This window comes from Niveispirillum cyanobacteriorum (genome assembly GCF_002868735.1).
GTDB lineage: Bacteria > Pseudomonadota > Alphaproteobacteria > Azospirillales > Azospirillaceae > Niveispirillum > Niveispirillum cyanobacteriorum.
In genome coordinates, this window is record NZ_CP025611.1 from 1,212,707 (window position 1) to 1,233,770 (window position 21,064).

The window sequence follows — 21,064 nt, forward strand, 5'->3', positions numbered from 1 at the left end:
TTACGCCTTCGGCAGCTTGAAGACCCAAAGCGAACCACCCTGATTGATATGCTGGATCGACTTCGCCACTTCACCACCCCACAGCGGCACGGCACCGCCCCAGCCGGACAGGACGGCCACATATTGTTCGCCATCCTGTTCCCAGGTGACGGGGCTGCCCACCACACCGGAACCGGTATTGAACTTCCATACTTCCTTGCCCGTCTGCGCGTCGAAGGCCTTCAGGTAACCTTCGGGCGTGCCGGTAAAGACCAGATTGCCGGCGGTGGTCAGAACACCGCCCCACAGCGGGGCCTTGTTCTTGTATTCCCACTTCGTCTCGCCCGTGGCCGGGTCGATGGCGCGCAGCACGCCGATATGGTCCTCATACAGCGGCTTGATGTTGAAGCCGGCGCCCAGATAGGCGGCACCCTTCTTGTAATTGATACCTTCGTTCCAGATATCCATGCCCCATTCATTGGCGGGGACATAGAACAAGCCCGTATCCTGGCTGTAGGCCATGGGCATCCAGTTCTTGCCACCCAGGAAGGACGGGGCGGCGAAGACCGACTTGCCCTTAGTCTCACCCTGCGCCGCCTCCACCGGGTTGCCGGGACGGTTCGCCGGGTCATAGATCGGGCGGCCCTTCTTGTCGAAACCCTTGGCCCAGGTGATCTTCGACACGAACGGCGTGGCGGAGATGAACTTGCCGTTGGTGCGGTCCAGCACGAAGAAGAAGCCGTTGCGGTCGGCCTTGGCCCCGGCCTTGATGGTTTTGCCATCCTTCTTCAGGTCGAAGGGGATGAACTCATTCACCCCGTCAAAGTCCCAGCCATCATGCGGTGTGGTCTGGAAATGCCACTTGATCTCGCCTGTATTCGGGTCGATGGCCAGGGTGGACGAAGTGTAGAGATTGTCACCCGGCCGCAGATGGCTGTTCCACGGGGCCGGGTTGCCGGTGCCCATATAAATCAGCTTGGTTTCCGGATCATAGGTGCCGCCCAGCCAGGTGGCGCCGCCGCCCTGCTTCCACATGTCACCCTGCCAGGAAGCGTTCAGCTTGCCCGTCATGGTGCTGTCCTTGCCATTCAACTGCCCGACATGGCCCTCGATGGTGGGGCGCGACCAGATCAGTTCACCCGTCTTGGCGTCGCGCGCCTCCACCTTGCCAATGATGCCGAATTCGCCGCCGGAATTGCCGGTGATGATCTTACCATCCACGATCATCGGGGCGGCGGTATAGGAATATCCCGCCTCGTAATCGGCCATCTTCTTGGACCAGACGACCTTGCCCGTATCCTTGTTCAGGGCCACCAGCTTGGCGTCGAGCGTGCCGAAATAGACCATGTCGCCATAGATGGCGGCACCCCGGTTCACCACATCGCAGCAGGGCATGATGCCTTCGGGCAGGCGGGCATCATACTGCCACTTCTCCTCGCCCGTGCGGGCATCCACTGCCCAAAGGCGGCTGTAGGAGCCTGTGACATAGATGGTGCCGTCATGGACGATGGGCTGTGCCTCCTGCCCGCGCTGCTTCTCCCCACCAAAGGAGAAGGAGAAGGCGGGCACCAGCTTGGACACGTTCTCGGTATTCAGCACCTTCAGCGGGCTGTAGCGCTGCGCCTGGGGGCCCATGCCATAGGTCAGCACGTCGCCGGTGGTGGCGGCATCGTTCATCAAGTCGACGTCGGTAGGTCCGGCGGCGAAGGTCGGCGTGGCGGCGGCCAGGCCCAGCATGGCGCAGGTTGCCAGCAGAATGCGCTTCATGGCGTCTTGTCTCCCTGTAAGGGGCCGGGGCGATGGCATGATGCCCGGCCCGGCTTCCGGCGAAATCCGCCCGCAAGCCACCGGTCGCCGCAGCCGGGGAAGCGGCCACGACGGTGACGGATTTTCAAAGGCCTGGGATACGGAATGGTTTCAACAACGAGGCCAAAGGTAACCCCGCCCGGCAAAGGGCAAAATTGAACCTTGGTATCAGCGGTCCCCCTGGCCACCCGGCGGCACATGCGTAATACTATAGGAGGCAAAGATGCCGGCGATGGCGCCATCCGCCATCAGCCCGGCGATGACATCGTCCAGCCGGTAACCAAGGTCGCGGCTGTCGGTCTTCACCGCGATGCCGATATCCCAGCCCTGCTTCGCCAGACCCGGAAATGGCCCGCGCCGAACGACCAGTTTGCGGCCCGATGCCTTCTGACCCAGCTCTACCTGGGCCAGCGTTGCCATCGCCGCCCCCGCCTGTCCCGTGATCAGGTCGGCCATGGCCGCCGCCGCTGACAGATGATGAACCACATCCCCGCGCAGTCGCCCGCCGAACGCCCCGGTCAGGTAGAAATCGGGCACGCTGTCCGTCTCCACGGCAATCGCGCTGCCTGCCATATCGGTCAATGCCCCCTGGCAATCGGTACGCGCCGGGTCACAGGCCAGCGCAAAGCTTTCCCGGTGATACGGCCCCGTCAGCACCGCCATATCATTGCGCAACCCGAATTCCCGGTCATAGGGGACGTGCATCATCACATCGGCCACCGGCTCACCCAGGATGGAGCCTTTCCAGACGGCATTGCGCAGGTCGTCATCCATATTCTCGTCGGCGGTCAGCTCCATGAATTCCGGCTTCACACCCAGCTTTTCCGCCATCGCTCGGCCCAGATCGACATCAATGCCGACCAGCTTTCCTTGCTGCCGCCAGGACCAGGGTGGGTTGTCGCGATAGACGGCGATGCGCAGCGTGCCCTTCTGCATCACCCTGTCCAGCGGTGCCGCGACAGCAAAACGCGAAAACCCCGCCGTAAGCGGCAGGGTCGCGACCATGGCCAGCAATTGGCGACGGTTCATGATGGATGTCCTCACTGCGGCACGGTTTCCAGCCAGGCGCGGATGGCCCATCCGGCCTCCTGGCCCAACACCTCGCCAAAGGCCGGCATATAGACCTTGCCGTCGCGCGCGGCCCCCTTGCGGAACCGTTCGGAGAACCATTCATCGCCGGGATCGCCTTCCTCCAGGAACCGCAGATCAGGCGCGATGCCCCCCGAAATCGCACCTAGCCCGTGGCAGCGCGCGCAGTTCTGGTTATAGGCCGAGGACCCAATCTCGATAGCGCGCTTGTTCCCGCGATAGGGATTGCTGGCCCGCCAGTCTGGCCCCAGCTTCTCCAGTCCCTCGATATTCACCGGCTGTGGCGTCACATCGCCATGCGCCAGTGCCGGCAGGGCAACAGGGGCGGTAAACAGGGCGGCGGCAATCAGGCCGGCGGCGAGGCGGACGGACGACGGCATGGGCAACATCCTCAGGAAAGCGTTGGAAACAGGACGTTTCGAATGGTCGCCAGCGTAACGATTTCCCCGTCCTGCCCTAATTGGACTTTGGTGCCACGCCCAAATCCACGGCCCGGCAACACCCTTGTCCCATGGTCTAATGGCCGCACTGTCAGGGGGCGGGATAGGGTTACCGGTCAAGGGCCGCCAAGGTCCGCCGCCACCGGGAGGATGAAGAATGCGGGCATATTTGCTGCTAGCGCTGCTGGCCTCGGGCCTGGCGGGACCGGTGGGGGCCGGGACGCTGTATGTCTCCAACGAGCGTGACAACAGCCTGACCCTGATCGACACCGATACTTTGACGGTCAAATCCACAATCAAGGTCGGCGCCCGCCCGCGCGGCATCACCCTCTCCGCCGATGGCAAGCAGCTTTATATCTGCGCCAGCGACGATGACACGGTTCAGGTGCTGGACATCGCGACGGGCAAGATCCTGCACAACCTGCCCTCGGGCGATGATCCCGAACAATTCGCGCTGGCCCCCGACGGCACCCATCTGTTCATCGCGAACGAGGATGACAATGTCGTCACCGTCGTCGATATCCCCACCCGTTCCGTCGCTTACCAGATTGACGTGGGGGTGGAGCCGGAGGGCATGGCCGTTAGCCCGGATGGCAGATGGGCCGTCAACACGTCCGAAACCACCAACATGCTGCATTGGATCGACACCGCCACCCGGCAGCTGGTGGACAATACCCAGGTTGATGCCCGCCCCCGCCACGCCGAATTCACAGCTGATGGCAAATCGCTGTGGGTCTCCGCCGAAATCGGCGGCACAGTCAAGGTGATCGACGTCGCCAGCCGACAGGTGAAACAGACCATTGCCTTCGCCGTGAAGGGCGTGCAGGCCGACAAGGTGCAGCCCGTGGGCATCAAACTGTCAAGGGACGGCAAACTGGCCTTCATCGCACTCGGCCCCGCCAACCATGTTGCGGTGGCGGACACGGCCACCTATCAGATAAAGGCCTATCTGCTGGTGGGCCGCCGTGTCTGGCACATGGCGCTGTCACCCGACGGCAAGACTTTGTTCACCACCAACGGCGTCTCCAACGATGTCTCCGTCATCGATGTGGAGGGGCTGAAAGTCGTTAAATCCATTCCTGTCGGTCGCTACCCCTGGGGTGCCGTGGTGGTGCCATGACGGCGGCACTGGCGGTTGATCAACTGGGTTTCAGCTATGGCAAGGGCGGCTTCGCATTGCGCGGAGTCGCCTTTGCCGTTGAAACGGGCCGCTTTACGGCGCTGCTGGGCGCCAACGGAGCCGGCAAATCCACCCTCATGGGCCTGCTGACCCGATTGTTCACGCCGGACACGGGCGCCATCCTTATTGGCGGCCATGATCTGCGCCATCGTCCGGGTGCAGCGCTCGCCGCCATGGGTGTCGTGTTTCAGCAGCCGACCCTGGATCTGGACCTGACCGTGCGCCAGAACCTGACCTACGCCGCTGGCCTGCGCGGCTTGTCGGCCCGGCAGACGGCGCCACGCATCACCGAACTGCTGGACCGGTTCGCGCTCTCCGACCGGGCGGGTGACAAGGTGCGGCTGCTGAATGGCGGCCACCGCCGTCGGGTGGAACTGGCCCGTGCCCTACTGCACCGCCCGCCCCTGCTGATCCTGGATGAACCCACCGTGGGCCTGGACGCCCCCTCGCGCTGCGATCTGGTGGATCATGTACACCGGCTGTGCACCGACGATGGCGTCGCGGTCCTCTGGGCCACGCATCTGTTTGATGAGGTGCGGGACGGCGACGATGTCGTGCTGCTGCATCGCGGTCAGGTGCGCGCCACCGGCGGCGTCCCCGACCTTCTGTCCCGCAGCGGTGCCGGCACGCTGAGGGAAGCGTTCGGGACCTTGACCAGACCGGAGGGAACGCCATGATGGCTTACCTGCGCGCCCTGAAGGCCGTCATCTGGCGGGAGATGCTGCGTTTCCTGCATCAACGCGAACGGTTCATCTCCGCCCTCGTCCGCCCGCTGGTCTGGCTATTCATCTTCGCCGCCGGTTTCCGCGCAGCCCTGGGCATTTCGGTGCAGCCGCCCTACGACACCTACATCACCTATGAGACCTATGTGCTGCCCGGCCTTGCCGCCATGGTCCTGCTGTTCAACGGCATGCAAAGCAGTCTGTCCATGGTCTATGACCGGGAAATGGGCAGCATGCGCCTGCTGCTGACGGCCCCCCTGCCGCGCGAATTCCTGCTGACGGCGAAGCTGTTGGCCGGCGCCGTGGTCGGGCTGGCGCAGGTCGCGGCCTTCCTGGCCATCGCGGCCCTGACCGGGCTGGTGGTACCGGCGATGGGATACCTCACCGTTATCCCGGCCCTGCTGCTGACGGGTCTCATACTGGGGGCAGTGGGGATGCTGCTGTCCAGCACCATCCGGCAGCTGGAGAATTTCGCCGGCGTGATGAATTTCGTCATCTTCCCCGCCTTCTTCCTGTCATCCGCGCTCTATCCCCTGTGGAAACTGCGGGAGGGCAGCGAATGGCTTTATCTGCTGGCCCGTTTCAACCCTTTCACCCATGCCGTCGAACTGATCCGCTTCGCGCTTTATGGACAGGTGGATTGGGCGGCGGCGGGATGGGTGGCGGGGGCGACAATGGTCTTCCTCACCCTTTCCTTCTGGGCCTACAACCCCGCCCGTGGCCTGATGCCGCGCAAGGCCGGGGGTGGCGAGGGCTGATCCCCAACACAAAACGGCCACCCGGTATTCACCGGGCGGCCGCCAGGAACGGGGGGAGCCGAAGCCCCCCACGGGAGGATCAGAAGAACAGAATGGCGCCCAGCGCCACCGTGTCAGAGGTGGCCTTGTTGGGGCCCTGCGCCTCTGCCTTGGTGTTGATATATTCACCTACCAGCGTGACCCAGTCGGTCAGGCCGTAATGGACCGTGCCCACCCAGGACTTGTTGGTGTCCAGCAGGGTCGGGTTCACCTCCCCCTTGGCCAGATCCAGATGGCTTTCACCATAGGAGGCGGCCAAGGTCAGCTTGTCGATGACATAGCTGCCCTGGATATAGAAGCCGTCGCTGTCACGCTTGTTGCCGCGCGCATCGGCGGACAGGATGAACAGGCCCGTGGTCCCGATCCCTTCGCCAGTATAGTAATAGCCCAGCAGGCTGGCATTCCCGAACCCGACCTTGGCCCCAACATCGTAACCAGTGCCCTTGTAATCCGGCCCGCCGGCAACCGCCGGGTCATGGTCCTGGGTCAGCAGGCCCGCCCACAGTTTGGTGGTCACGGCACCCGCCTTGCCCTCATACGACGCCTTGGCCTGGAAACCGGGCGTGTCGTTCAGCTCGTTCTGGCCGGCAGTGGCCAGCGGCTGGAAGATGCCCGCCGACAGCTTGAAGCCGTTCATGTCCGGCGTGGTGTAGGTGATCTGCGGCTGGAAATCGGTATAGATGTAGCCCAGCCCGATACGGCCCAGCGAGGTGTTGGACGGGGTGGCATTGCCCGCCGCCGTGCCCACGCCCAGAAGCGTGACATCCGACAGGATGGCATCCGCCCCGAACAGCCCGATATCCCGGCCGATCTTGATCTCGCCAAAGCCCTTCTTGCCGAAGGTCAGGAAGGTCTGGCGGAAATCAATGCCCGACGTGGACAGCGCCGTCGGCGACCCGCCGGAATTGGCACCGCCCGCCCAACTGACACTGTTGATGCCGGGATACATGCCGAAATGGGCGCCCACGTCCCAACCCGCTTGCTGCGTCGTCACATCGAATTTCAGGAAACCGGGCAGCAGGCCGTTGCGCACCGAGCTGGTGTCATTGCCGCCCACGCTGGCCAGACCGCCGACCACATTCTTGGTCGCCCCCGGCTTGTCGGCATTGTCACTGACATAGAAGCCGTTGACGGAGCCAGAGATCTGCACATTCACAGTCCCGACCTTGAAGCCCACGCCCGTATCGGCGGCTTCCAGAACCTTGCCGCTGGCTGCTGCTGGGGCGGCTTTCACCTCCTCCGCACGGCGGGTGGACAGGGCCTGGAATTCCTGTTCTGTCAGGATGCCCTTGGCCTTCAGCTGTTTCAGCAGCTCATCCGTCGTATCGGCAGACGCCGATCCCACCAGACCCAGGCCCAACGCCAGGCCGCACGCTCCCACACGCAGAACATTGCGCAGACGCATTTCTCCCTCCCACATGATGATTAGACCGCAGTGGCGGACAAGGACTTGGACTTCGCGCCGCGAATATTTCCGGCACGTTCAAAAACCCAGTTGATTTGGCGAAGATTTCGCACCGTCACTTTAGGGGGCGGGGGAACAGCCCGATATTGGACGTTGGTTCATTGAACTTTAGGGCCAGGAAACGGCCCATCCTTCCTTGGTCTAATATGGCCGTCCAGGGCGGGGCCGTAGCATAGGGCCAACGACAAGGACTTCCCTGGGAGGAAGCGATGGCCATCAATGTCTGCCGCCGGACCTTCCTGGCGGCCGCCGCGTCACTGGCGGTCTTGCCCGCAGGCGCGGCCCCGGCATCGCCGGTGCGCCTGGGCCTGCTGCCCTTCGGCACAGTGCAATGGGAAATGGCGACGGCCAGTGCCCACGGGCTGGACCGGGCCACCGGTCTATCCCTGTCCGTGCAGGAACTGGCCGGTACGCAGGCAACGCAGGTGGCCCTGCTGGGTGGCGGCGTCGATATTATCGCGTCTGACTGGCTTTGGGTGGCGCGGCAGCGGGCGGCGGGCATCGACCTGTCCTTCATCCCCTATTCCTGCGCCGTTGGAGCCATCATCGTGCCGCCGGGCAGTACCATCCGGACCACCGCCGATCTGGCCGGCAAACGCATCGGCGTGGCCGGCGGCCCGATGGACAAGGGCTGGCTGCTGCTGCGGGCACAAGCCGCACAGCGCCACGGCATCGATCTGGCAGAGGCGGCCAGCCCCATCTTCGCGGCCCCGCCGCTTCTGTCGCAGCAGCTTCAATCCGGCCGTCTGGACGCCGTCCTCACCTACTGGCATTACGCAGCCCGGCTGGAAGCGGCGGGAATGCGGCAACTGGCCGGCGTGGCCGATCTGGCGCGCGACCTGGGCCTGGCGACCGAAGTACCGACCCTGGGCTATGTCTTCCGCGCCGATTGGGCCGCCCGCAACCGGGCCACCCTGTCCGCTTTCACGACCATGACGCGGCAGGCCAAGGATGTTCTGGCCCGCGATGATGATGCCTGGACCGCCATCCGCCCCCTGCTGGGTGCCGATGACGACGCCACCGCCACCCGCCTGCGCGACCGTTTCCGACAGGGTATCCCGCAGCGTTGGACAGAGGCCGAGCGCGCCGATGCCGCCCGCCTATTCGCGCTGCTAGCAGGTTTGGGAGGCCGGGATCTGGTGGGCGATGCATCGGCCATTCCCGACGGCACCTTCTGGCCGGTTTCGTGGGGGTAAGGGGCGTGGCGCGGGCGGGCCTTTCCATCCTTCTGATCCTGCTGGTCTGGCAGGGGGCGGCATTGGCTGTCGCCGGCCCCACTCTGCCCGGCCCCGCCACCGTCGCGGCGGCGATGCTGCGGGAAGCGGCATCGGGTCAGCTCTGGCTGCATCTGGGCGTCACCTTGGCCCGTGTCGCCGCTGCCTTCACTCTGGCCCTGTCCATCGGCACCGCCATTGGCATTGTTATGGGCCGTTCACCGCTGCTGGATGGCGTGCTGGGTCCCTGGCTGACCCTGGCCCTAAACGTCCCGGCCCTAGTGGTGATCGTGCTGTCCTACCTTTGGTTCGGATTGACGGAGGCGGCGGCCATCGCCGCCGTGGCCGTGAACAAGGTGCCGAATGTGGTGGTGCAGGTGCGGGCTGGCGCCCGCGCACTGGACCCCGCCTTATCGCGCGTGGCGGCCGCCTATCGCTTCACCCGTATGGATCGGCTGCGCCATCTGCTGCTGCCGCACCTGTCGCCCTATCTGTTCGCGGCGGCGCGCAACGGCCTGTCGCTGGTCTGGAAAATCGTGCTGGTGGTGGAACTGCTGGGGCGCGGCAATGGCGTGGGGTTCAAGATCCATCTGGCCTTTCAGATGTTCGACGTCGCCACCCTGCTGGCCTATGCACTGGCCTTCGTCCTTGTGGCGCAGGTGATTGAAATGGCGCTGATGGCACCCCTGGAACGGCGCGCGGGCCGCTGGCGGGATGCCCATGGCTGAACCGCTGCTGCGCCTGACGGTGGATGAGAAGCGCTTTGCCGGCACGTCCATCCTGGCCGGGTTGGACCTTGATATCACCCAAGGTGAAGTCCTGGCCCTGGTGGGGCCCAGCGGTTGTGGCAAAAGTACCGCCCTGATGCTGGCTGCCGGGCTGGACCGGGATTTCGACGGCACCTGCACCCCCGCCCCCGGCATCCGCATTGTCCCCCATTTCCAGGAACCCAGCCTGCTGCCCTGGCGCAGCCTGTCCGACAATGTCGACATGGCCCTGCCACCGGCGGAGCGTGGGCGCGGGCAGGCACGGCGCTGGTTGGACGCCGTGGAACTGCCGCGCGACAGCCATGGGCAGTTCCCGTCACAGGTCAGCCTGGGCATGCAGCGCCGCGCGGCGCTGGCCCGCACCCTGGCCGCCGACGGTGACTTGCTTCTGCTGGATGAACCGCTGGTGTCGCTGGATGCAGCCCTGGCCGACCGGCTGCGTGTCCTGCTGCTGCGCCGGATGGTGGAACGACAGGGTCTGGCCATGCTGCTGGTCACCCATGACCTGACGGAGGCGGCGACGATGGCCGACACTATCCTGGTCCTGGCTGGTCATCCGGCGCGCGTAGTGGCGCGCATCCACCCGCCCGTCCCCCGTGGTCAGCGGCATGGCGAACAGGTGGCCGCGACGATCCGGCATATCCAGGTGGCCCAATCTTCGACTATATCCCCCGATGAAGCAGCGGCGGCCCCCCATCCGTCCGCGCCGGAAAAGGTTTCAAGATGACGCAGCGTTCCCTGCCCGCCCGCCTGTCCCGCCCCCTCTGCGCCGCCCTGGCCCTGTTCGCGGGCCTGCCGGCGCTGGCCGCCGATGACAATCAGGTGGCGGAGATTGTCGTGACGGGCCGGCGCGACGGTGTGCCCGCCTATGAACGCGCCTACGCCCCCACCATCATCGACGCCGCCACCCTGGCCACAGCACCACAGCGGCGGTTGGACGAGGCGTTGCGCGCCGTCCCCGGCTTCGGCCTGTTCCGGCGGTCGGGATCGCGAACCGCCAACCCCACGGCACAGGGCGTATCGCTGCGCGGTATCGGCCCCAATGGGGCGGGCCGCACCCTGGTCCTGGTCGATGGCGTGCCGGTGAATGACCCGTTCGGCGGTTGGGTCTACTGGTCGCGTCTGCCCACGTCATCGGTGAACAGCGTCGCGCTGACCCGTGGCGGCGGGGCCGGTCCCTGGGGCAATTCGGCACTGGCCGGCACCATCCGCATCGACACGAAACAGCGTGACGGGCTGGATATGGAACTAGCCGGCGGCAGCGACGGCACGCTGCTGTCGCAGGCGTCGGTGGGCGGCAGTGCCGCTGGCTGGCACATGGGCCTGTCGGGCAGCGCCTTTCGCACCGATGGCGTGAAGCTGGTGGAACCCACGCGACGCGGCCCCATCGATATCAAGGCCGACAGCGACGCCTATGCCGTGGATGGCGTGTTGTCCACTCGCGTCGGCAATGTCTCGGCCACCGCCAAACTGTCAGGTTTCAAGGAGAGCCGGGGTAACGGCACGCCTTATACCAACAATGCTACCGACGCAGTGGAAGGCAGCCTGCGTCTGGTCGGCGATGGGGACACGGTCGATTGGGAGGCCGTGGCCTATTGGCGCGACTGGTCCTTCGCCAGCACCTTTTCTGGCGTGAACGCCACCCGCACCGCCGAAACTCCGTCGCTTGACCAGTATGACGTGCCGGCCACGGCCAAGGGCGCCATCGTCCAGATCGGCTTTGCCCCCGCCGACGGGTTCGAGACCGATATCGGTGCCGACCTGCGCGAAACGGATGGCAAGACCAAGGAACGGATGACCTATACCGCCGGTCGCTACACCCGCCTGCGCGATGCCGGTGGTACGCAGTCGGTGGCGGGGCTGTTCATGGAACAGTCCTGGACCGGCGTGCCGGGCCTGACCGTCTCCGCCGGTGGTCGCCTGGATGCCTGGAAGAACAGCGACGGCCACCGTCTGGAAAGCGACATCGCCACCGGCGCCATCCTGCGCAATGACCGTTATGCCAAACGCGACGGCACCGTCGCCAATGGCCGCACCGGCATCGACTGGCAGGCCGATGACAGCATCGCGCTGCGTGCCGCCGCCTACACCGGCTTCCGCCTGCCCACCTTGAACGAGCTTTACCGCCCCTTCCGCGTCGGCAATGACATTACGGAGGCGAACCCGGCCCTGGCCCCCGAACGCATGCGCGGGGTGGAGGGGGGCGTGCGCCTGACGCCCGGCAGCGGTGTCACCTTGAACGCCACCCTGTTCCAGGTCCGCCTGAAGAACGCCGTCGATAATGTCGTGATCCAGACGACGACGGGCACCAATGCCGAATTGGGCGTGTTCGTCCCGGCGGGCGGCAGTCTGGCGCAGCGCCGCGGCCTGGACCGGGTGAATGTGAAGGGGCTTGAGGCAGACATTGCCTGGCAGGTCAGCGACAGCCTGCGCCTGTCCGCCGCCTACCTGTTCAGCGACAGCAAAATCACCGATCCAGGGTCGATGACGGCATTGAAAGGCAATCAGTTGGGCCAGTCGCCGCGCCATTCCGGTACGGTGGATATCACCTGGAACCCCATCCCGGCCCTGACCCTGCGCACTCAGGTTCGGGCGGCGGGCAAACAGTTCGAGGACAGTCGCAACCTCGGCACACTCGACAGCTACGCCGTGGGCGATCTCTATGCCGGCTGGCGTGTCGATGAGATGCTTGAATACTACGCCACGGCAGAGAATATCACCGGTGCCCGCGTCGAAACCGGACGGCGCAGCGACGGCCTGACCAATGTCGGCCCAGAACAGCAATGGCTGGCGGGGTTGCGGATCAGGTTGTGACCTGCCCCACCACAATCGCGCCCAACACCCCCGACAGGCTGTCCAGGCCCGGCGGCACGATGATATCCTGGGAGAAGGCCGGGCTTTGCAGATATCCGGCCAGATGCTCCCGCATCGCCGCTTCTGCCGCCGCACGCACGCCGGGTCGCTGTCCCACGCCACCACCCAGGATGATGCGGCGGGGGGCGATGATCAGCAGGAGGCTGGCGCACAGCTGCCCGATATAATCGCCCACCAGCGGCCAGACAGGGTGATCATCGCCCAGCGTTTCCGCAGGAGCCCCCACCCGTGCCGCAATGGCAGGACCGCAGGCTAGCCCTTCCAGGCAATCGCCATGGAACGGGCAATGCCCGGTATAAGGATCGCGCACCGGGTCGCGGCGGACCAGCAGGTGCCCGGCTTCCGGGTGCAGCAATCCATGCACCGGCGCGCCATTGACCACCAGCCCGACACCTACCCCGGTGCCGACGGTGATATAGGCGAAATCGCGCAGGCCCCGGGCCGCACCCCAGCGCCCCTCGCCCAGCGCCGCCCCGTTCACATCGGTATCCAGGCGTACCGGCACCCCGAACCGCTCCACCAGCGGAGCCACCAACGGCGTCTGTGACCAGCCGGGCTTGGGCGTGTTGGTGATGCGCAGCCCGTCGGGGTCGGCCGGATCCAGGCAGAGCGGGCCGAAACTGGCGATACCGATGGCATCAAACGGCTTCAGACTTTCCAGCGCGTCGATGATGGCAGCCATGGTGGTGGCCGGGTCGGTGGTGGGAATACGGATAGTCGGCGACAGGTCATCCGGCCCCGTGCCGGCCCCGACCACCACCTTGGTTCCGCCCAGTTCGATGCCCGCAACCCGCATATCCCACCCTTCCCTTAACCGTTCTTCTTCACCAGCCAGCGCAGGCCCCAGGGGGCCATCGCCACAGACTGCGCGTTGACATCCGTCCCGTCCAGCAGGTCAATCCAATCACCGGAACCCAGCAGGCCCGACAGGTCGGTGGTCATGGCATCGCCCTTGAACCAACCCAGGCAGATCAGCCGATCCCCGCCCCTGTCCGCTCGCTCAAATGCCAGCAGTGCCGGATCAGCGGTCAGCAACGGACGCGCCGGATTGCCGGCATGCAGACAGGCCCGCCCCTGGCGCAATTGTGCAAACCGCGCAATGGCCGCGTGGGTCGGCCCGCCATTGCGGGTCCAGTCCATACGCGGCCGATGCAGCCAGCGGCCATCATCATGGTCGGGTTCCACCGCATAGTCGGGATCGTTGGTCAGTGCGCGTTCATCGCCCATATAGATGGCGGGAATACCATCCAGCGCAAAGGTGACCCCGTACAGCAGCCGCAGCCGTGCCAGCGCCGCCGCATTGTCGGCCCCGTCCCGCACACCGGCCAGCGAGGCCGCCATGCCGTTGGTGGAGCGCACGGCCCCCGGCTCCGCCTGAAACGCCTGTCCATCGGCAAAGGAACCGGGCACGGCCCCGGCATAGAAATCCGAAATCCTGGCCAGCGTCTCATCGGGTATCACACCCTTCAGCGCACCCCAGATTATATCGTCATGACAGCGGACATAGGTCAGCCAGCCCGCCCCCGCCGGCTTGGCCAGCGCCTGGGTCAGACAGGTGGAGAGCGGTCGCGTGTCGCCCGTGGCCAGTGCAGCCCACAGCGCCGTCATGGCGGTATTGTTATAGGCCAGATGGCATTCCGGCTGCTCCGGCTCGCCCAGGAACGGCAGCACCTCCGCCAGACCGACAATCGCCTCTGCCTTCAACGCCACCGCCGGGGCCACGATGGCCAGGGCCGCGCGCCAGGCGCGCACCACTTGATGCGTCTCCGGAAGCCCACGGCAATCGCTCCCTGCGCGTTTCCACAGGAACGGCGCACTGTCCAGGCGGAAGACCTCCGCCCCTTGGTTGGCCAGATACAGCAGCACGTCCATCATCTCGATGAACACCACCGGGTTGGCGTAGTTCAAATCCCACTGGAACGGATAGAAGGTGGTCCAGACATGGCCCTGCATCTCCGGCACGAAGGTGAAGTTTCCCGGTGCCGTCTGCGGAAACACCTGCCCCAGATGCGCCTCATAGGCTGCGACCTGATCGGCCGCTTCCACCACATGATAGAAATCGCGGTATTTCGCGTCGCCCGCCTTGGCCGCCAGCGCCCAGTCATGGGTGTCTGCCGTATGGTTGCAGACGATATCCAGGCACAGGCTGATCCCCCGCGCCCGCAGGTCGGATGCCAGGGCACGCAGATCATCAATGCTGCCCAGTTTGGGATCGACCTGCCGGAAATCGGCCACGGCGAAGCCGCCGTCACTGTCCCCTTCACGCGGCTTCAACAGCGGCAGAGGATGAAAATAACGTACGCCCAGTTGTGACAGCTCATCCAGCCTGGCCCGCGTGCCGGCCAGAGTGCCACCGAACCGGTCGATATAGGTGCAATACCCGACCATCTCCGGCTTCTGAAACCAGTCGGGTGCCGCCTCGCGCACCTGATCCAACGCCCGCAGGTCGGCCGGGCGTGCAATGGCAGCCCCCAGCAGCCGTGCCGCCAGTTCCCCCTCCCACGCCCCTTCGCCGTAAAGCGGGCGCAGGGCTGCCAGCAACCGATGCCAATGCTGCCCGATCCGCGCGGACAAGCGGGCAGACAGTTCGGCATCGTCGGGAAGGGCCAGGGGAAAGGCGGACATGGGGCAAACCTGTTTTTTAAATTGCTCAATGATAATCACGAAAAGAAAGCCCGGCCGGGGTTCCGGAAAGAAGGAGGGGGAGGTTCCCCGGCCGGGTGCGCCACGTCAGAAGCTGTATTTCAGCGTGGCAGTGCTGGACCGCCCGTTGATGGAGCGGGCGCGGATGATGTTGTCGATGCCATTGGTGATGGAGCCTTCTTCGGCTTCCGTCAGGCCCTTGGCATTGAACAGGTTGTTGACATTGACGGACAGCGACAGGCCGTCGGTGATGGCGGCATCGGCGAACAGATTCACCTGGGCGTAGCCGGGCATCACCAGCTCGTTATTGTCTTGGGCATAGGATTTGGTGGTGCCGATGATGTTGGCACCAACCGTATAGCCCTCATAGCTATAGGAGGGCGTCAGCTGATAGACCAGCTTGGCCTGACGACGGGGCGTGTTGCCCTTGACCGCCGGGGTCAGCGCATCCTTGGAAATCTCCGCATCGGTCCAGGTCGCCCCACCGCTCAGCAGGAACCCTTCATAGCGATATGTCGCCTCCAACTCGATGCCCTTGGCCGTGTAGGTCCGGTCAAAGAAGCGCTGGCTGGTCGCCTCGAAATTCTGTTCCTGGGTCTTGGCATAGAAGGCGGTGGCAAAGACGCTGACATCCTCTCCACGCCATTTCACGCCGGCCTCATACTGATCGACCATATCGACGGCATCCTGCTTGGCAACGGACCCATCGGCCCGCAGACGACCAAACAGCAGGCGGTCGGCATTGGCGCGGCCACCCTGGCTGACGCGGGCAAAGGCGGCCAGATCGGGATCAATCATATAGTTGGCACCGACCGACCAGGACCAGTAGCCCCAGTCGTAATTGATCTTCTGCGGGTTGGCGCTGTCGATCACCGACACCGACCGTTCGGGCACATTGATGCTGCCATCGCGGTTGACATCAACCTGGGCCTGACGGCTGGCAATATAATTGCCGCGCGCCTGACCCTCATCCCGGCGCAGCGAGGCGTCCAGGTTCCACTGCCCCATCTCCCACGCCGCCGACACATAGGGCGCATCAATCGTGTATTGCGCGTCATAGCGACGGGTGCAGCAATTGCCCCACAGCGGCACGCCATAGGCCAGCAGGCCATTGCTGGTCAGCTTCTGACCCGCCGCGTTGTAGACATCCAGCAGCCGCCCATCGCGACCATTGACGTCCATGACATAGGTGTTCCACAGCCAGTCCATCTCAATATTCTGGCGGGCCTTATAGTAACCCGCCGTCAGGTCGATGGTGCTGTCGCCGCTGACGATGGATTTGGTCAGCTTGAAATCATTGGCCAGATTGGAGAAATCATTGATCTCCACATCGAACAGCGCGACCCGTGTGGCCAACCCATTGCCGTTCAGCGCCGATGGCGTCCCAATGGAGGACCCGTCCGTATTGCGCAGCGTGGCGCCCGCGCCGCCAATGGCAACGGCCAGCGCCTGCGCGCCCATCACTTCCTGCGGGAACGGGCTGACGAACCGGCCCGACGTATCGGCCACACGCAACTTGTTGGCGACCGCCCAGCCATCGGCCAGATCGAACTTGAACTCACCGCCCACCGCCGTGGACACCGGATGCATCCCGTCCTTCAGGCTGCTGGTGCGGACATTATTGTCGCCATCCAGCCCGACATTGGTCAGGAAGTTCGGCGTGTGCAGGCTGTCGGTCAGCAGGCTGAAATTATTGATGGAGCGGATCTTGGGATCGCTGTTGGTGCCGCTGACCAGAACCGGCTGCGGCAGATAGCCGATGGCCCGGTCATTCAGATATTTGAAATAGACACGGGCATAGCCGTTTTCGAACTTGCGGGTCAGGTTGGCTTTGATCTGGCCACCGCTCTCCGCATTGTAATCGGCGTTCCGCACGCCCTCGCCCTCGCGGTAGAAGCCGCCGATATGGGCCGTCCAATTATCGCCGATGGCGCCGCCAAACTCAAAATCGCCACGCGTCGTGTCGTAGTCCAGGCCGCGCGTCACGGCAAAGCTGCCGCCTTCCTTGTCGCCGGTCTTGGAGATGAAGTTGATAACGCCGCCCGGCGAATTGCTGGCCAGCGTGCTGGCCGAACCGCCGCGGATGGCCTCCACCCGCGCCACATTGCTGTCGGCACGCAGGAAGATGTCGGCATTGCCAAAGGCGATATCGCCGAATTCCATGACGGGCAGGCCATCTTCGTGCAGTTGCAGGAACTTGGCACCACCGGCGGCCACCGGCAGGCCGCGCACCGCGATATTGGCATTGCCCTCACCGCCTGTGGATTCCGACCGCACACCGGGGATATTGCGGAAAATCTCCGCCGTGCTGCGCGGGGCCGACTGCATCAGATCGTCCGCCGACAGGGCAGAGACGGAGACGGAGCTGCGCATCTTGGAGGTCTGGCTGACCACGGCGGTCACCACGATCTCTTCCATCTGCAGATCATCGCTCTGCGCCGGCGCTTCGGCCTGGGCGGCAGCTTGCGCGACCTGGGTTTCCTGGGCATGAGCCATCGACAGGCTGAACGCCGCCAGCGCCGCGCCCATGGCGGACGCACGCATCAGAATGCACTTCATTTGGGTTCTCTCCCTCTGGGACCAGTTTGGCCAGAAATCGGACGCCGTTATCCGGCCCCCTTTGCTTCGAGGGTGAGAATAGGCGATCTGCAATCGTTTGCAAGTCAGATTTTGCACAATCAGCCTAATCTTGACCATGCTGATTGTGCGCCCTGCTGGAAACCCCTTGATCTCAAAGCTTTGACTGTAAACCTGCCGGCCAAACCTGTAGCCACAAAGCTACAATCGTTTGCAGCGCAGCAGACCTACCGCCCCGCCGTCTCCCGCCGCAGGTCAAAAATGCGCTCGTAAATCGCCTTGCGCATGCGGTTCACGCCCCCCAGCGGCTTATGGTCGGGCAGCGCGTGCCAGGGGTTGTAGGAACTGGCCTCACAGGCCGCGTTCTGCGGCTCGGTGTTGAAATCCTGCTGCGGGATCTCAATGCGCGCCACTTCCTGGAACGGCGCTTCGGTCTCCAGCCATTCATAGCGCGGGTCCTCCACGCTCATATCGCCGGTCCGCACCTGCACCATGAAGCGCATGCAGGCCCCGCCGGTGGCCAGCTGCTCCACCATGGCGGCGCGCAGATAGTTGGGGTCCTTCGTCTTGGGGATGACCACGGGTTTGGGTTCGCACGGCATAGCGGAATATTTCACGGCCACCGCGTCCGCCCCACTGCCCAGCTGGTACGGCACCATGGACCAGTAGCGGGTGTTCAGCGGGTTATCGATCAGGGAGCTGGTGGCCTCCACGGCATTGATCGTACCCTTCAACCCGATGGACAGGGGCACCAGCACCGGCAACAGCCACTGTGTCAGTTTGCTGGGGCTGTCATTGTACCCGACCAGCTTTTCATAATCCTTCGGTTCCGCCACCAGGAAGGTGGGGAAATTGATCATGATGAAATCCTGCGACGGCTCCGCCCCCGGCGCCACCGCCAGCGGCGTGCCGGGCAGCGGCCGTTCACTGCTGCCCAGCACCTTCACCGCCATGCCGCGCCCATCCTTGTCATAGTCGGGGCGATTGGGATTCTCGTTGGAATTGGAATAGCGGATGACTGCGCGGTAGGCACCGGGGTTCGCGAACAGCCCCTGGCGCAGCGAAGCCGGCACCCCATCGCCCACGGTGAAGGTGGCGGCGACGCAGCCATGCGGCTTCGGGTGCGCGTCGCGGCGCACGGGCACATTGGCGTACATCCGTTCCAGATGGGCATAGATGATGGCCGCCACACGGGCGGCGGCATCCACCTCCCCCGGCGCCAGCTTCTCCCCCGGCCCATCAGCGACCGGATATGTGGCCGGATTGATGGGCCGGTAATAGGCATCGCCGCGTTCGGCGCAGCCCGACAGCAGGGCCATGCCGGCCGCCGCCAGGCAAAGCCCTTCCTTCAACCGCTTATTCATCATCTCTCCCGGCCTTACAGCGTCTTCAGGAATTCGATCAGCGCCTGCTTGTCCGCATCCGACAGCTCCGTGCCATAAAGCTTGCCGGAATGGCCGGAATTCAGGTTGCCGGGGAAGCCCGTGTCAAACTCATAGGTTGGGCGATAAGGGTCCGGCCCCGTCTGATAGCCGACATGGACAGGGTCGAACTCCCGGCTGCCGACATGGAACTTGGTGGGCCGCTTGGCCTCATCCATCAGCAGGGACGCAAGGTTCGGCACCGACCCATTATGCAGATAGGGGGCCGTGGCCCAGATGCCCGTCAGGGGCCGCGCCTTGTACGAGCGCGGGTCCGCCTTATCGCTGAACGACCCGGTATAGGTCTTGGACAGGCGGCCGGCGGCGATGGTTTCGCTGAAATCCGACGTCAGCACCCCCACCACCTGCGTGGTCAGCGCATCACCCCGGTTGCCCAGCGTCTCGCCATAGGGCTTCTGCCAGAACAGCAGCGGGCTGATCGGCTTCTGCCCTTCCAGCTTGCCGCTTTCCCAGGCCAGACCCGTGGCCTTGTTCATGCGCAGCAGGAAATTGTCGGCCATACCGGGGTCGGTGCCGATCACCGATGTCTGGATCAAGGTCGCCTGATAATCATCGCCCTGCTTGTCGCGCGCAATGACCTGATGGCACAGGACGCAGTTCACGCCATCCGGCGTTTCCCCGCGATAGATCTTGCCCCCCTTGGCCGCCAGTTCCTTGTCAATCGCCGGCAGGATGCTTTCCGGCCAGGCGGGGGAGCGCAGGGTGGACAGCCAGTTCTCAATATGGCCCAGATTGTCGGTCAGCACCGTGGAGGCATAGCCAAAGCGCGGGTCCTTGCCCGGCACATTGCCAAAGGTGCCATCGGGGCTGGTGAACTTCGACGGGTCCTTGGCCGTCACCCGGATGCGGCCATAAACGCCCAGCACCTCCCCCACATTGCGGGCCAGCGGGCCGACGCCCAGGCCCAGCACCGATTTGTTGGGCGCAAAGCCGTTCCACTGCACCACGTCCGACTGCGGCGCCCCCCACAGGAACGGATAGCTGACGGGGGCGTTGGATGGCGAGTAATTGGCCTGATCGACGGCAATATTAAAGCCGGAGACCTGATTGAAAATGGCGCCGATGGCATCGATGCGGCCATTGCCGGGCAGCGGCACATATTTCTCGCGGATCACCGCATCGGCCTGCGCCCGCGCCTCGGGCGAAAGGGTGCGCAGACCCGCCTTCAAATTCTCGTTCTTGGCCTGATAGGCGCCATAGGTATCGGTGCCCGGCCGTTCATCGACGGGGCATTCCTTGCTGTTATGGCTGCCGCACAGGTTGCGGCGCAGATATTCGGCCAGCCACATCTGATGTTCGGCCATCTGCCCTTGCAGGATGTTGCGCGCCTCTTTCGTATCGGCGGCCAGAAAACCCTTGGACACCAGCGCCGCCACGAACCGGTCAAACTTCTCCGGCGTTTCAGAGGTGACCAGCAGCGCGTCCAGCAGCTCCGCATTGAAGCGATAGAAATCGCCCAGCGACGGCGCACCATCGATGATCAGCGACTTGCCCTGATAATCCAGCTTGTTGGTGTGGCACGCGGCACAGTTCGGCCCGGCCCAGGCCATGCCCGGTGTGCCATCCGCCCCCTTCATCCCCGGCGTCACCGTGAACCCGATGGGCAGCGCCTCCGGGTTCCACACATCCTTCTGGGCGGGGATATAGCCCAGCCGTTCCATATTGGCCGGTGCAATGAACCGATCCTGGCTATTGGCCTGTTCCACCACGACCAGCCAGCCATAGGGCACCATCCAGGACCCTTGCGGCGTGAACCAGAAGGCCCGGCGCTGCGCCGCCGACCATCCCTGATCCACCCCCCACCATGCCGGCCACCCTTCCCACGCGGGCGCCAGCTCCGCCACCTTGCCCGTATCCGGCACGGAGGTCCATTGCGGCACGGGCAGCTTGCCGGCAGGATTACTCCCCACCTGCACATAGCCCTTATCGGCCCCACACCCCGCCAGCACCAACCCCACCGCCACCAACGGCAACGCCGTCAACAGCGCCCGACCCTTCCCCATGCTCTTCCCCCGTCGCATGCGCGGCCCAAAAGGGCCTGATTTCGCCGCAGAATTGCATGAACGGGG

General features: G+C 64.6%; 16 protein-coding genes. 7 read left to right on the forward strand and 9 right to left on the reverse strand.

From position 1 onward, the window contains the following. The 3 genes from C0V82_RS05455 to pedF form a co-directional block, all read right to left on the reverse strand. Positions 1–1,746, reverse strand: coding sequence for a methanol/ethanol family PQQ-dependent dehydrogenase (locus C0V82_RS05455; protein WP_102111449.1), 1,746 nt, complete (start codon positions 1,744–1,746; stop codon positions 1–3). A gap of 207 nt (positions 1,747–1,953) precedes the next feature. Beyond that, positions 1,954–2,814, reverse strand: a complete 861-nt coding sequence (locus C0V82_RS05460; RefSeq protein WP_199772478.1) for a substrate-binding periplasmic protein — start codon at positions 2,812–2,814, stop codon at positions 1,954–1,956. An 11-nt stretch (positions 2,815–2,825) separates the two neighbouring features. Next, entirely contained in the window at positions 2,826–3,254 is a 429-nt protein-coding gene (gene pedF / locus C0V82_RS05465) for a cytochrome c-550 PedF (protein WP_102111450.1), read from the reverse strand. A 217-nt stretch (positions 3,255–3,471) separates the two neighbouring features. On the opposite strand from pedF, the gene C0V82_RS05470 reads away from it, so the two are divergent. From C0V82_RS05470 to C0V82_RS05480, 3 genes are read left to right on the forward strand one after another with little or no spacing between them, the layout of a single operon-like run. After that, complete coding sequence (locus C0V82_RS05470) at positions 3,472–4,434, forward strand: YVTN family beta-propeller repeat protein (protein WP_102111451.1); 963 nt, start codon at positions 3,472–3,474, stop codon at positions 4,432–4,434. Beyond that, on the forward strand, positions 4,431–5,171 hold the full coding sequence (locus tag C0V82_RS05475; protein WP_102111452.1) for an ABC transporter ATP-binding protein: 741 nt from the start codon (positions 4,431–4,433) through the stop codon (positions 5,169–5,171). The genes C0V82_RS05470 and C0V82_RS05475 overlap by 4 nt, the downstream gene beginning before the upstream one ends. Next, on the forward strand, positions 5,168–5,974 hold the full coding sequence (locus C0V82_RS05480; protein ID WP_102111453.1) for an ABC transporter permease: 807 nt from the start codon (positions 5,168–5,170) through the stop codon (positions 5,972–5,974). The genes C0V82_RS05475 and C0V82_RS05480 overlap by 4 nt, the downstream gene beginning before the upstream one ends. A gap of 79 nt (positions 5,975–6,053) precedes the next feature. Here C0V82_RS05480 and C0V82_RS05485 read toward each other — a convergent pair whose 3' ends face one another. Further along, positions 6,054–7,418 (reverse strand): porin, encoded by a 1,365-nt coding sequence (locus C0V82_RS05485; protein WP_102111454.1) that lies wholly within the window; start codon positions 7,416–7,418, stop codon positions 6,054–6,056. Positions 7,419–7,687: 269 nt separating this feature from the next. On the opposite strand from C0V82_RS05485, the gene C0V82_RS05490 reads away from it, so the two are divergent. Genes C0V82_RS05490 through C0V82_RS05505 form a run of 4 tightly spaced genes read left to right on the forward strand, consistent with a single transcriptional unit; the run spans position 7,688 to position 12,273 of the window. Continuing rightward, positions 7,688–8,674, forward strand: coding sequence for an ABC transporter substrate-binding protein (locus C0V82_RS05490; protein WP_102111455.1), 987 nt, complete (start codon positions 7,688–7,690; stop codon positions 8,672–8,674). A gap of 5 nt (positions 8,675–8,679) precedes the next feature. After that, positions 8,680–9,420: an ABC transporter permease gene (locus C0V82_RS05495; protein WP_245924170.1), complete on the forward strand. Its 741-nt coding sequence runs from the start codon at positions 8,680–8,682 to the stop codon at positions 9,418–9,420. Further along, positions 9,413–10,186, forward strand: a complete 774-nt coding sequence (locus tag C0V82_RS05500) for an ATP-binding cassette domain-containing protein (RefSeq protein WP_158659743.1) — start codon at positions 9,413–9,415, stop codon at positions 10,184–10,186. Before C0V82_RS05495 ends, C0V82_RS05500 begins: the two co-directional genes overlap by 8 nt. Beyond that, positions 10,183–12,273, forward strand: coding sequence for a TonB-dependent receptor (locus tag C0V82_RS05505; protein WP_102111458.1), 2,091 nt, complete (start codon positions 10,183–10,185; stop codon positions 12,271–12,273). The genes C0V82_RS05500 and C0V82_RS05505 overlap by 4 nt, the downstream gene beginning before the upstream one ends. Here the strand turns inward: C0V82_RS05505 and C0V82_RS05510 are convergent. The 5 genes from C0V82_RS05510 to C0V82_RS05530 form a co-directional block, all read right to left on the reverse strand. Continuing rightward, complete coding sequence (locus tag C0V82_RS05510) at positions 12,263–13,129, reverse strand: ROK family protein (protein WP_102111459.1); 867 nt, start codon at positions 13,127–13,129, stop codon at positions 12,263–12,265. The genes C0V82_RS05505 and C0V82_RS05510 overlap by 11 nt on opposite strands. Positions 13,130–13,143: 14 nt before the next feature. Then, complete coding sequence (locus C0V82_RS05515; RefSeq protein WP_102111460.1) at positions 13,144–14,958, reverse strand: alpha-amylase family glycosyl hydrolase; 1,815 nt, start codon at positions 14,956–14,958, stop codon at positions 13,144–13,146. A gap of 105 nt (positions 14,959–15,063) precedes the next feature. Then, positions 15,064–17,535, reverse strand: coding sequence for a TonB-dependent receptor domain-containing protein (locus C0V82_RS05520; protein ID WP_102111461.1), 2,472 nt, complete (start codon positions 17,533–17,535; stop codon positions 15,064–15,066). Between the two features lie 245 nt (positions 17,536–17,780). Then, entirely contained in the window at positions 17,781–18,917 is a 1,137-nt protein-coding gene (locus tag C0V82_RS05525; RefSeq protein ID WP_211100515.1) for a catalase family protein, read from the reverse strand. 14 nt (positions 18,918–18,931) lie between these two features. Then, positions 18,932–20,998 carry a di-heme-cytochrome C peroxidase gene (locus tag C0V82_RS05530; RefSeq protein WP_102111463.1) on the reverse strand — a complete coding sequence of 689 codons (2,067 nt, stop codon included), beginning with the start codon at positions 20,996–20,998 and terminating at the stop codon, positions 18,932–18,934. Positions 20,999–21,064 lie beyond the last annotated feature (66 nt).

Bases quoted from the DNA above. Each gene is read 5' to 3' on its own strand.
- C0V82_RS05455 (WP_102111449.1), bottom strand. From the start codon at position 1,746: ATGAAGCGCATTCTGCTGGCAACCTGCGCCATGCTGGGCCTGGCCGCC.
- C0V82_RS05460 (WP_199772478.1), bottom strand. From the start codon at position 2,814: ATGAACCGTCGCCAATTGCTGGCCATGGTCGCGACCCTGCCGCTTACG.
- pedF (WP_102111450.1), bottom strand. From the start codon at position 3,254: ATGCCGTCGTCCGTCCGCCTCGCCGCCGGCCTGATTGCCGCCGCCCTG.
- C0V82_RS05470 (WP_102111451.1), top strand. From the start codon at position 3,472: ATGCGGGCATATTTGCTGCTAGCGCTGCTGGCCTCGGGCCTGGCGGGA.
- C0V82_RS05475 (WP_102111452.1), top strand. From the start codon at position 4,431: ATGACGGCGGCACTGGCGGTTGATCAACTGGGTTTCAGCTATGGCAAG.
- C0V82_RS05480 (WP_102111453.1), top strand. From the start codon at position 5,168: ATGATGGCTTACCTGCGCGCCCTGAAGGCCGTCATCTGGCGGGAGATG.
- C0V82_RS05485 (WP_102111454.1), bottom strand. From the start codon at position 7,418: ATGCGTCTGCGCAATGTTCTGCGTGTGGGAGCGTGCGGCCTGGCGTTG.
- C0V82_RS05490 (WP_102111455.1), top strand. From the start codon at position 7,688: ATGGCCATCAATGTCTGCCGCCGGACCTTCCTGGCGGCCGCCGCGTCA.
- C0V82_RS05500 (WP_158659743.1), top strand. From the start codon at position 9,413: ATGGCTGAACCGCTGCTGCGCCTGACGGTGGATGAGAAGCGCTTTGCC.
- C0V82_RS05505 (WP_102111458.1), top strand. From the start codon at position 10,183: ATGACGCAGCGTTCCCTGCCCGCCCGCCTGTCCCGCCCCCTCTGCGCC.
- C0V82_RS05510 (WP_102111459.1), bottom strand. From the start codon at position 13,129: ATGCGGGTTGCGGGCATCGAACTGGGCGGAACCAAGGTGGTGGTCGGG.
- C0V82_RS05515 (WP_102111460.1), bottom strand. From the start codon at position 14,958: ATGTCCGCCTTTCCCCTGGCCCTTCCCGACGATGCCGAACTGTCTGCC.
- C0V82_RS05520 (WP_102111461.1), bottom strand. From the start codon at position 17,535: ATGAAGTGCATTCTGATGCGTGCGTCCGCCATGGGCGCGGCGCTGGCG.
- C0V82_RS05525 (WP_211100515.1), bottom strand. From the start codon at position 18,917: ATGAATAAGCGGTTGAAGGAAGGGCTTTGCCTGGCGGCGGCCGGCATG.
- C0V82_RS05530 (WP_102111463.1), bottom strand. From the start codon at position 20,998: ATGGGGAAGGGTCGGGCGCTGTTGACGGCGTTGCCGTTGGTGGCGGTG.